The sequence below is a fragment of the Maribacter sp. MMG018 genome, from assembly GCF_018100785.1.
Classification (GTDB): domain Bacteria; phylum Bacteroidota; class Bacteroidia; order Flavobacteriales; family Flavobacteriaceae; genus Maribacter.
In genome coordinates, this window is the sequence record NZ_JAGJEC010000001.1 from 1,675,664 (window position 1) to 1,687,683 (window position 12,020).

Sequence of the window (12,020 nt, forward strand, 5' to 3'; positions counted from 1 at the left end):
TTCTTATAACGATCGGGCCAATGCTTGGTTTGTTATATTTTTTGGTTTTACGACTGTATAAATATACACAGACCTTTTTATTTTGCCCAAAGTAAGGCATTGTGTTCCGGCTTTGTGGTGGGTGGTTGTGTTGTACACTTGCGTGTTTTATTTTTTACATAGCTATGTAGTGCCCCAAAATACAATCGACAACATTATAATGTTCTAGAAATTAGAATTAAGAACCTTTGGGCCTAAAATACCAATGTTTCGGGTGAAGAAAGCATTTGTTGGTTTTTTCACCTCGATTCTTTGTTATCTGGTGGCTTATCTTACCACTTGTTTAAATTCTGAACAAATCTTTTCAATGCTATTTCCGTGTTCTTATCCGATATTTTATGGTCTTTCCCTATTTTACCTTTTACGCCTTGGATCAAGAGAGTTGTTTCGTCCGTAAATTTAGTTTGTACGGTTTCCATTATCAATTTCAGTTCCTCGTGTCCTTTTTTACCACTTGCCGAAGCCGTAATAAGTCCAACTGGCTTGTCAGAGAAAACAGTTGTAGATACGCACCATTCAATCATATTTTTTAAACCACTCGGAATACTGAAAACATATTCAGGGGTACAAATTATAATTCCGTCTGCATTTGCAATTTTATTTCGAAAATCAACAATTTTTTTAGGTACATTTTTGTCGGTCAGTTCCGTTTTAAAATGTGGTAATTCGGTCAGGTCATCTATGATCTCTAAATCGAAATAGGCCGTATCCAATTCCGCTATCCACTTTAGAATTGACAGATTTGCAGAATTTCGACTGGCACTTCCACAAATTCCGATTATACGTTTCTTTTTTTTCATTCAATTCGTATTCGAGTAGTTCTCTCAGCTTGTTGTCAACGGCTCGGCTATAATTGGTTACGTACGTTGGTACTAACTTTTGCAAGCATATGTTAAGTTAGAAAATCTGCAAGACTTTTTAGAAGTAGGCGAGAAAGGCACCATTACTTATAGCCATTGTTTGTACGTTCGTATTTCTAGCAATTAATGTCCACTATCGATTAAAGCTCTTTTGTGTGCAGCTGATAACAGCTTATAAAATTTTTCGTCCCTATCTTTAAACCTTTCAAGTTCGCTGGGCACGTTTTTATATTGGGGGTGAATCTCATTAAAAAAGAAGTAGAAAAAAGACTCAATTTCTTCATCCGTACATTTCTTCAATAGTTCATAGGCCAAATCGGTTTTTTTCAAAACAATAGGTCTTAAATTGTGCTGAAAGTAATTAACCGCATCGGCATCCCAATAACCATCAATGGAAATATTTATCCATTTTTTCATTTGTTGACTTTCTGATATACTATCTATTGCGAATAAAGCCTCTACGTATTCAAATCCATCGTAAAGAGGGGCTTCTTTTCCATTTTCAAATCCGAACATTTTTAAAAAGTCCTCAAACGAATCAGGAAACAATTCGAAATATTTTTTTTGGGCCTTTAAACTCTTGTCCTTTTTTAGTTCCATTAGCGCATTTTTCAACTCTATGGATTCTACAGACTGTCCGTTTACTTGACAAAGAAGTAAAAGAAATATGATAACTATTGTATTTTTCATAATGGGTATAACGGTTGGGTAATGAATAGTACGGGATTTAAAAGTAGTGGATTTTCGATAAAGGATTTGGCGGACCTGCAAATATGATTTTAACTTTAAATTTGGCAACTAATTGTCCGTAAGCTATATATGTTGTTGTCCTTTGGCTTTTTTGCTGATTGTTTCCAATGTTTCGTTCACAAAATCTGTCTTTCCAAGTACGTAAGCACCTCTGTCGTTCTTAAATTTAGTTGCTAATTCGAGTTTTAGTTTTTCATACTGTTTCGCTCTTTCAAGGTTTGAGTTTAGATAGTCTCGAAAGTCAATTTGTTTCCACATTATATTATCTTTTGGACACATATGAATATGAAAAATCTGCTCTTTCTTTCCATCAACATTGTATCCTTTTCCGAAAGATGAATAAGCCTCAATATTTTCTCTTGCCGGTACCACAAAATGAGTATAGCCTAATTCCGTAAAATTCGCGATTAGATTTTCGTCAAATAGCCTTTTTTTTGGGATTTCTATCATTACATCGATGTATGGTTTTGATTTTATACTCGGAATTGATGAACTGCCAAAGTGCTCAATTCGTAAGATTGTTTCATTTCCCACCTTATCAATAATTCGTTTTCTTTCGTTTTCGTAAATGATTTTCCATTCAGGATCGTGGTCAACCAATTTAATCGGAAAGAGTCGATTCCAATCCTCTTTGGTTAAATCATTTAATGTCTTTTTCATTGGTGATTTCGATTATTTTTTTCAGCTCGCGCACAATGGTTGGTATTAAGAATAGTAGCGTTTTTGCGTGTGGTGAACTACCGAAGGAAGTTTAAATGTAGCAAATATGCAACTATCTTTGTTTTAGTACTAAACCGAATTTATTTTTATACATTGCTGTAAACGGTTATTTTTTCATTTTATTCATTTCGGAAATCCGTTTTTTATACATTCCAATAATGGAGTCAGGATTCCAATTTTCGTCTTCTGTTTTTCCGTGTCCTAACGAAATATAGGTCATTAACTGTCCATTTTCGAAAAAGAATTCGCAATTCCATTTCATTTCTGCAAATCCATTTTTTGGATTATAATTTTCCGTTTCTTTTGCGTATCGTAATTTTCCGTTCAGTTCAAAATAAACTTCTTGATAAAAGACTTCATTTTCATAAGATTCAATTCTGATAATTCTATTTCCATTCTCCAATTTACAAACACTCCAAATTTCAGTTTTCCCATTAAATTCCGAAACTCCGTTTTCAGTCCAGAATGGTTGACATTCCGAATAGTTTTTCATTAATTCTAAATTGACTTTTTCTCGGAAATAATCTTCTTGAAATTCGTCGTCTTGGGCAAGTATAAAATTACTTGTCAGAGTTAAAATTACAATTGCAAATAGGTTTTTCATATAGGCACAACGGTCTCGGGTATGCGTGGTAGCGGATTTTTACACACTAACTTTTCGGATAAACACAGACCTTTTTTATATTTACTTAAATTCGTTTTAGCGATTAAACCGCTGTTTTTTTATATACGTTGTTAGTTACTGGCATTATTAGATTTATTTACTTTTTTTAAGATATTTGGATCCATATTTTAGTGAAAAATAAGTTAGTCCAATATATAATCCAAAAGACTAATTTACCAAATATTTGGCCTATTTCATTCGCGCTCAAATCCTGAGAGTATATCTTGCCTAAATCCAAAATCGCGGTCAAAAACGACATAAATCTCCCTAAGAAAGCTAGAATTAAAATTGTCCCAATTAGTAATAAGATTATTCCAAAAATTTTCTTCATAGTTTGTGCCTAACGGCTCTGTATATGAAAAGTAGCGTGTTTGTGTGCGAGGATTTTAAGTGAGGAAAATCCCTAGCAATTAATTCATAGGTTTTGTTAGCCTACGAGCTTTTTTCTTGAATAACATAGCCAAGATAATAATCCAAAAAATTCCATGTGTTAAGTATTTGTAGCTATCGGGAATCAATCCATTAGAATTCAGAATTAGACAAAAAACCGACAGTACCACAAAGGTTACTTTTAAAAAATCAAGTAGTGTTTTAGTTTTTTTTCTGAGAAAATGATACGTATAAACACCAACTATAATTAAAAAAGCAAGACTCGAATAAGAGTCAACAGAACTGATTTTTATAACCTCAAACTCAACCAATAAGTTTATACCCAATAATGAGAGGAAAACGATTCCAACTGTTATAATAAAAACATTAAACTTCTCTGTCAAAAATGAACTTTCATAGAATAAGAACAGAATTGCAACCAAAAGTGTTAGTTTATAAATGTTCTTAAAAAGATAGTCATAATCTTCGCTTAAATAGCCCAATCGGATTAAAATAGATCCAAGAGTACAAATTACCAACCCTGACGGAATTCCATATTTAAATATTTTATTTTTCATATTTTGGAGGGTATTTAGGCTAACGGTTTGGCTATGATTTCGTTGCGAGGATTTTCAGAAGTAGGCGAGAACAAGCAATGAATTATAGCCATTGTTGGCAATAGTTTTAGTTTCAGTCAAAATTTATTCTGTTAGTTTAACTTTTAAATTTCCGTCCATATTGTCATATCCAGTTACTTTTCCATTCTGGAATTCAACAGAACTTAATCCGAAATACATTGTTCGAAATGGTCCGATTTCATTATAACTACTTGGATTTCCCATTACTTCTATTACTTTTTTTTCAGTAGAGCCAAGTGTAAAATAATCGTTGTTCTTAACCCCTTCGGATTTAACTGACTCAACGTTTTTGGAATTATTTTTTAAATCAATAATTTCTTGTTCCAAAAGTCTATTTTTTTCTTCGAGATTCTTTATGTACTCCTTTTCAGATTGATTGAATGAATTACAGCCTACAATCAGAATAAGCAATGGAAGAATTAAACAAATGCATTTAATAATATTTTTCATTGATTTAAAGTTTTAATCATTTTCAAGCTCTGATTTCAAATTACACACAACGGTCTCGGGTATGCGTGGTAGCGGATTTTTACGCACTAACTTTTCGGTTTGGCACAGACCTTTTTTATATTTACTTAAATTCGTTTTAGCGATTAAACCGCTGTTTTTTTATATACGTTGTTAGCAACAGTTTTTTATTATTTCAATCCTAATAACTTCTCAAGTTGTTTCTCATGTTTAGCATAAGAAGAACGTCCAAGTTGAATCATTTTTCTCAATTTCTTTAAATCCGACTCCAGCATATTTGTTCCATGTTTTGGTTCTGGAAAAGAATCACTTATCCGTAACATATTCAGGTTTGGAAATAAGAGCTTTGATATAATTGTATTACTGTTTGTGTTGGCAGTCAAAACCTTTTCAACGAAATTATAAATGCCAAATAGCTTTAAAAACTTGTGTTTTATTCCAGATGATTTTTCGACATATTGTCCAACTCCTACATTTAACAAGTTAATATTAGACTCATCATAGTTTAATGCTTTATATGCATCTATCATAGAATATAAAGTCGAGTTATTAGCTATAAATCCACCATCTACAACTTCAATTTCTCCATGATTTTCGGTTTTGATTTTTACTTTTTCAAAAAAAGGATATGCTGCACTTGAACATCTTAAAGCGGTTTCAATTGTACAGTCAAAACCAGGTTTAAATGACTGTTTCATTCCATGCGCTTGTTGAATGTCTGTTTTAAAAACTAAAGGCATTTGAGTCTCAAAGTTCAATGCTACAATTCCAATGTTTGTTTTAAAGGCATCGAATTTTTGCGAACCAAAGATTTTAAGAGCTTCTTCCTGTAATGCTTTGCTTCTCCCTCCTTTTGAATTCTTATTCATTATTTTGGGGATTAAGGATAGATAAAGCTCTTCAATTTCGGGAATCTCGTAGCCAAGTGCAATTAGTGCCGCAATTATTGAACCTGTGCTTGTTCCAAACACTAAACCAAAATGTTCATGAAGAGGACTTCCTAATCTTAACTCAAGTTCTTTTAAAACGCCAATAGTATAAACTCCTTTAGAGCCTCCACCATCTAAAACAAGTATATTTAATTTTTTATCGCTCATTAATATTCATTCCAGAATTTAATTAATTGGGTAACAAAAGTTGTTGCGTCAGCAATGTTCCATTGTTGGTCTTCGCTACCAAAAAGTTTCCTTTGTTCATTTTGAACTAAATAGGTCGCCATAGTTCCATCATTATTATCATTGTAAAATTGATTTATTATGGAAACCATAATGTCAGAATAAGTGCTTTTTCTGTAGTTTGAGTTTTTAGAATTATACATTAAGCACTCCAGAAAATAAGATGGTGCTAATTCTTTTGTAATGTAGCCTCTGTTTACCATTGTTGCTTTCATATTCTTTAATACTCTTACAGAAGGCTTGAAATTTCCATTTGTGTTCTCTTGTCGGTTTTTTAAACTACCATTTTTTAAGTGGACTTTTGGATAGTTTATAATCGTGTTTTGAGGTACATCATGTTCTGTTTTAAAAATAATTCCCTCGATATAATCTGACTTATTTAATGACGAATATGAATTATATTTTCTGTATGGATTGCACACAACCACATCACAATCAAGTCTACTGCCATCTCCCTTTACAACAACAGCTTTATTACCAATCTCCACATTGTTGTCACCATAGCACTTTTTTAATTGTTCAATAACTGCTTTCTTAAAAGAGGCTAATGAATATTTTGCATCATCATAGTCAGAATCAAATTGTCTTTTTTGTTCTTGTGTAAGTGCTGACAAATTTTTTGAAAAAATTGAGCGAAATTCAACAACTAAATCGACATCACTATTGCCGTAAATATTTGTATAATTTGGATAGGAACCTTGCAGATAAGTTACATAGTTTACATCGTCATTCCAACTCACTTTCTTAATACAATTTTCAACACTTTTGTGAGTAGCTGCCGAAGATTGAACTGCTCCTTGATTCGACCATGTTTGTAATTGTCTTTCAGGTATTGCCATGTTTGTCTTAAATTGTTGCTAACAATTGTGTAAAGCAACTAGTTGCTTTACATCTTTTTATGCGTAATGTATTCAATAGCAATACATACACGTGTTCTATACGGTTTTAAGGTGTACTATACGTATAGTATACCGTTTTAAACAATCAGAAATTTAAACCAAATTAAAATAATTTAAAAGAAAAGTATTACAGAAAGGCGTAAGATCCACTACAAAGTACTTTGGTTAGGGTATTTGTATGGTTTAAGATAAATGGCCCCGGAGACGCCCGAGCGTACAGAAAAGGTCTTACAGACCTTTTTAGCGAAGGGGCGAGTTGGCGGGTTGGCCTTCGAAGCCCGTAGGCGAAACAAAAAAACTACGCAAAAGGGGGCTTTTAAAAGTTGTGTCTAATTGTAATTGAAGCGTTATGAGTTTCAAGAAATTTAAAATATGGTAAAGACATTATCTCGAACGCTATTGATATAAACGAGATTTGACTTATGACTGCAAAAGGATTCTTTCTACGTGTGTTATTAAGTAGGATTAATGCCTTCAATTTATAGAGCTAAGAAAAATCGTTTGGTCTCTAATTCTACAAATACAATAACAATTGGTTGATACTGATTTATATTATTGAAAAAACCTTAAATTGGTTTTAAATTATTAATTATTACATATGGTATTTAAGAAAAACACAAATTATTCTATATAAAGATATATATATGATATTTGAGGGTGGTTTCTGTTTTAATATTGATTTATGATATTTTATCGATTACCGATTGTAAAAAACTATAAAAAAAGTTTCCTGAAAATACATCTAATCCTTTAAAAAAAAGTATGTCTATTTCCAATATCAATGACCGACGAAAATTTCTTAAATCGTCAACTGTAATAGCTACAGGAGCCTTCATGTCCCCTTTATTTGGTAAAACAACACATCAAATTGGCCCAGAAACTGAAGTTTATGCCTTTGACGATAGTAGAATAATTGGTCACGGTGATTTCAAATATCGTATAAACAAAGAATGGGGTACCCAAAGCTTAAGCAAGTACCCTGTTATGGATTGCCATGAAATGGTTCAGGATAAAGCGGGTCGTCTATTGCTTTTGACCAACCATCCCAAGAATAATATTATCATTTACGACAAGTCGGGAAAGGTGTTGGATACATGGACATTAGGCCTAAAGGGTGCACATGGTTTGACCTTGTCTCAAGAAGGTGGTAAAGAGTACTTATACATTGCTACGACCTCTGACCACAAGGTTTTTAAAACAGACCTTAACGGTAACGTAATTATGGAGCTTGGCTATCCCAAGGAAACGGGGAAATATGAATCGGAGGAAAAGTATCATCCTACAGAGACGGCTATAGGGCCAAATGGAGATATTTATGTCGCGGATGGGTATGGTCTAGATTATATTATTCAATATAATTCAAAAGGGGAGTTTATTCGTTATTGGGGAGGTAAAGGTGATCAAAAGGACAATTTTGATTGTTGCCATGGCATTACTTTAGATGACAGGGACTTTGGTAATCCATGTTTGCTGATTACATCTAGGTCTAAGCAAGAATTTAAAAGATTTTCATTGGATGGGCGTCACCTTGAAACAATTCCATTACCTGGATGTTGGATTTGTAGACCGGTGATAAAAGGTGAATATTTATATTTTGCGGTGCTTGTTACAAAAACTTGGGGCGAGTATGATGGGTGTATTGCCATATTGGATAAGGACAATAAGGTAATATCCTTTCCTGGTGCCGATGCTCCGGTATATCAAAATGGGGTGTTAAAAGCACCTGATTATGATGATTTGTCCTTTTTAAATCCACATGATGTCTGTATTGACGATGATGGTAATATTTATGTAGCGCAATGGATGTCTGGAAGGACTTACCCTTATAAGTTGGAAAAGATTTAAACAGGTAAAAGATGGAAATTTTAAATACGCTCATTCAAGAAGTCATATCTTTTTTAGGTATTGCCAATGCTTGGGATATTCTGGAAAAAGGTGATTATGAAGCCTTTACAACCTATGAAGGTATAACTTCGCTGATATATCCTATCATTCCTTTGTTATTGATTTTAGAATTTGTCTTAGGTCTGATTTATAAAAAACCAAGTACAAAAGTTTATAAAGTCAACTTTTTGATTTATGTATTCAATAGATTCGTAGGTAGGTTTATTGCTATAGCAATGGTCACTATTTGTATTGGAATATTTCAAAAATATGCTATCGTTCAAACCAAGATGACTTGGTATTGGTTCATATACGGGTATATTGTATGGGAGTTCGCCCATTTTTTATACCATTATTGGGGGCATAAAGTTCGTATCTTATGGTGTTTGCATTCTACTCACCATGCGCCTGAAAGTATGAATCTATCGGTTACATATGCCCACTTTTTCTTGGAGGCTCCCTATGCTGATACAATAAGGACAACAATTTGTATTTTGATGGGAATACAACCAGAAATGTTGTTCTTGATAATGTTTATAGATGGAACTTATGGGGCTTTTATACATGTCGGAGATAATCTTATTAAGAACGCTAAATTTGGCCCGCTTAATAAATTACTTCTTACTCCTTCTCATCATCGTGTACACCATGCCAAAAATCCACTATACATGGATATGAACTTTTGTAATCTCTTAAATATTTGGGATCGTGTTTTTGGAACGTATCAAGAAGAGAAAGATGATATTTCCATAGAATATGGTATAACCAGAGAAATGAATTCGGGTAGCTTTATTGATGTGTATTTTGGAGAATTTATTGCACTTTATAAAGATATTTTAAGGGCACCTCGATTGACAGATAAAATTATGTATGTTTTTATGCCTCCAGGTTGGAGTCATACGGGAGAACACAAAACATCAGAAGTTGCCAGAGAAGAGTTTTTAAAGAGTAAAGTTAAGGTTGCCGATTTTAACAAGTGATATTACCCTTAAAGTTTTGTAACAGACCTCTATTAATATTATAACTGGCCTAAACTTTTTTAGTTAGAGAAACTGGGCAAATAAATGTTTGATTTTAGACAAGTATGTCGTCCTGAAATAATAGTATAGCAAGACTAAATTGAAACGTTTTGTGCATGACATGAAACTTGCGGTATACTTTTTAAATGTAGTCTACAGATTTGTTATTAAATACGAGGACTCTTTGAAAGGAATTAAAAGTAAATTTAGCTGGATACACGATATTAACTTAATCTCAACATAAACGCGATATAAAAAGGCATAAAAACACCCGACCTCTATGAAATCGGGAGTAAATTCGGCTGTTTTGTTGGTAAGTAGCAGATAGTCAAGTTATATAGTGGAGTCGGAGACGCCCGAGCGTACAGAAAAGGTCTTGCAGACCTTTTTAGCGAAGGGGCGAGTTGGCGCGTTGGCCTTCGAAGCCCGAGGGCGGAACAAAAAAAAGCACCCTAAAGGTGGCTTTATACCGGAGCGGGGATTACCTGCGGTGTTCCCTTGAGCTTCCGTTCTGCAAATACAACTGCCTGTCTTTTTAAGCCAGGTGCCTAAAAACAACAAGACCCGATCAAGTGAACTTGTCGGGTCTATTTTATTTTTATTCACAACGCAGTTGTGAGTGATCGTGGAGCCGGAGGGATTACCTGCGGTGTTCCCTTGAGCTTCAGTTCTGCAAATAAAAAACCACGAAGCTATCGCTTCTCGTTTTGCCTTTTATATCATTTACAAAACTTTGTTTTGACATTTTATAAAACACAAAACCACGCCTTTAAGCGTGGTTTCTTGAGTGATCGTGGAGCCGGAGGGATTCGAACCCTCGTCCAAACAAGCAACGCCAGTGCTTTCTACATGTTTAGTTTCTGCTTGGTTTTCGATGTACACCTGACCAGAAACTGCCTAATGTACACTTATCTTCTTAAGGTTTTAGTGGTACCGCCGAAGCAAGCGGGTACCCTTGTGTTGACTTTTCTGGTGCTCCTAAATGAATCGCCGTCAACAAGGGCTATTCAGGAACATCTCGCTTCCCTACCTTGTAGAGACGAGGCTAATCTTACTATGATTCAGATTAAGCGGCAAGAGCGTAATTATTTTCGCCAATTAAAAGTGTGAAGTATGATATTAACGAGCTGTACCCCAGCGCTCGACATGCTTACAATGCCATTGGTCTCGCTGTCAAAACCAGTCGGCCCCAATATGTTAAAGAACTTTTATCTTTCTGGATCTTCCCGTAAAAGAAAATCCAGGGCAGCAAAACTAACAAAAGTTTGTGAACCGATATAATTCCTTTTACATTTAGACAATAATTATACCAAATTAACTCAATGAAGTTCGGAATTATAAGAGAACGTAAAAACCCGCCCGATCGCAGGGTGGTGCTGTCTCCCAAGGCATGTCAAAAAGTCTTGAAAACATATCCACAGGCCGAAATTATTGTAGAACCGTCACCCATTAGGGCGTACGATGACGACAGTTACAAAGAGGTCGGTATTGTGGTGGCCGATAAAATGAACGAATGTGATGTGCTGCTGGGGGTAAAAGAGGTGCCCATAGAGGCCCTGATACCCAATAAAAAGTATTTTTTCTTTTCGCATACCATTAAAAAACAGCCTTACAACAAAAAGCTGTTAAGGGCCATCTTGGATAAGAACATAGAGCTATACGACCACGAGGTCATTACCAATATCAAAGAACAACGATTGGTCGCCTTTGGTAGGTACGCCGGTATCGTGGGGGCTTATAACGGGTTTAGAACGTACGGTCTTAAATATGGTTTGTACGAGTTGCCAAAAGCGAACGACCTTCCGGATCAAGCAGCGTTGATATCGGAATTGAAAAAAATAAAACTACCGAATATAAAAGTACTTTTGACCGGTAGGGGCAGGGTAGGTAACGGCGCCAGGGAAATGTTGGACGGTATGGAAATGAGAAGGGTCAACGTTACCGAATACTTGGAAGAAGAGTTTGACGAACCGGTATATTGCCAGATAGATACCGGGGAATACAATAAGAGAAAAGACGGGGTGCGTGGCAACAAGGCCGATTTTTTTGCCCACCCAGAGGAGTATAGATCTAACTTCTTTAGGTTCGCCAAAGTGTCGGACCTATATATTGCCGGGCATTTTTATGGTCAGGGGGCGCCCTATCTTTATACCCGCGAAGATGCCAAACATCCAGATTTTAAAATCAAGGTAGTGGCAGATATCAGCTGCGATATAGATGGGCCCGTGGCCTCTACCATCAGGCCTTCGACCATTGCAGATCCCATTTATGGCTATGACCCCGAGACCGGGGAAGAAACCGATTATAGAAAAGAGTCGGCCATTGCCGTTATGGCGGTAGATAACCTGCCCTGCGAATTACCTAGGGATGCCAGTGAGGGTTTTGGAGAGGCTTTTATGAAAAATGTAATCCCTGCTTTTTTTAATGACGATAAAGATGGGGTGTTGCAACGTGCACGTATGACGCAGCAGGGCAAACTCACCGAGCGTTATTCTTATTTAGAGGATTACGTTTCCTGATTTTTAATACCTAAGA

General features: G+C 35.2%; 11 protein-coding genes and 1 other RNA gene. 3 read left to right on the forward strand and 9 right to left on the reverse strand.

All coding sequences use genetic code 11. The annotated features are described in order from the left end of the window. Positions 1 to 311: 311 nt before the first annotated feature. From J8L85_RS07135 to J8L85_RS07170, 8 genes are all read right to left on the reverse strand, one after another. Entirely contained in the window at positions 312 to 839 is a 528-nt protein-coding gene (locus J8L85_RS07135) for an NAD(P)H-dependent oxidoreductase (protein ID WP_211015898.1), read from the reverse strand. 183 nt (positions 840 to 1,022) lie between these two features. Then, positions 1,023 to 1,589 (reverse strand): hypothetical protein, encoded by a 567-nt coding sequence (locus tag J8L85_RS07140; protein ID WP_211015900.1) that lies wholly within the window; start codon positions 1,587 to 1,589, stop codon positions 1,023 to 1,025. Between the two features lie 123 nt (positions 1,590 to 1,712). Further along, positions 1,713 to 2,309, reverse strand: a complete 597-nt coding sequence (locus J8L85_RS07145) for a GrpB family protein (RefSeq protein WP_211015902.1) — start codon at positions 2,307 to 2,309, stop codon at positions 1,713 to 1,715. A 166-nt stretch (positions 2,310 to 2,475) separates the two neighbouring features. Continuing rightward, positions 2,476 to 2,973, reverse strand: a complete 498-nt coding sequence (locus tag J8L85_RS07150; protein WP_211015903.1) for a hypothetical protein — start codon at positions 2,971 to 2,973, stop codon at positions 2,476 to 2,478. Between the two features lie 470 nt (positions 2,974 to 3,443). Further along, entirely contained in the window at positions 3,444 to 3,980 is a 537-nt protein-coding gene (locus tag J8L85_RS07155; RefSeq protein ID WP_211015905.1) for a hypothetical protein, read from the reverse strand. 123 nt (positions 3,981 to 4,103) lie between these two features. Then, the gene (locus J8L85_RS07160; RefSeq protein ID WP_211015907.1) at positions 4,104 to 4,490 is read right to left on the reverse strand and encodes a hypothetical protein; all 387 of its coding nucleotides are present in this window, start codon (positions 4,488 to 4,490) and stop codon (positions 4,104 to 4,106) included. A gap of 188 nt (positions 4,491 to 4,678) precedes the next feature. Beyond that, positions 4,679 to 5,605, reverse strand: coding sequence for a patatin-like phospholipase family protein (locus J8L85_RS07165; protein WP_211015908.1), 927 nt, complete (start codon positions 5,603 to 5,605; stop codon positions 4,679 to 4,681). Continuing rightward, positions 5,605 to 6,522: a nucleotidyltransferase gene (locus J8L85_RS07170; protein ID WP_211015910.1), complete on the reverse strand. Its 918-nt coding sequence runs from the start codon at positions 6,520 to 6,522 to the stop codon at positions 5,605 to 5,607. Before J8L85_RS07170 ends, J8L85_RS07165 begins: the two co-directional genes overlap by 1 nt. An 822-nt stretch (positions 6,523 to 7,344) precedes the next feature. Here J8L85_RS07170 and J8L85_RS07175 point away from each other — a divergent pair. Together J8L85_RS07175 and J8L85_RS07180 are read left to right on the forward strand one after the other, a co-directional pair. After that, complete coding sequence (locus tag J8L85_RS07175) at positions 7,345 to 8,427, forward strand: 6-bladed beta-propeller (protein ID WP_211015912.1); 1,083 nt, start codon at positions 7,345 to 7,347, stop codon at positions 8,425 to 8,427. Between the two features lie 11 nt (positions 8,428 to 8,438). Further along, positions 8,439 to 9,446, forward strand: coding sequence for a sterol desaturase family protein (locus J8L85_RS07180; RefSeq protein WP_211015914.1), 1,008 nt, complete (start codon positions 8,439 to 8,441; stop codon positions 9,444 to 9,446). 830 nt (positions 9,447 to 10,276) lie between these two features. Here the strand turns inward: J8L85_RS07180 and ssrA are convergent. Continuing rightward, positions 10,277 to 10,676: a transfer-messenger RNA gene (gene ssrA, locus J8L85_RS07185) on the reverse strand. A gap of 131 nt (positions 10,677 to 10,807) precedes the next feature. Between ssrA and J8L85_RS07190 the strand changes: the two genes are divergently transcribed. Then, positions 10,808 to 12,004 (forward strand): NAD(P)-dependent oxidoreductase, encoded by a 1,197-nt coding sequence (locus J8L85_RS07190; RefSeq protein ID WP_211015916.1) that lies wholly within the window; start codon positions 10,808 to 10,810, stop codon positions 12,002 to 12,004. Positions 12,005 to 12,020 lie beyond the last annotated feature (16 nt).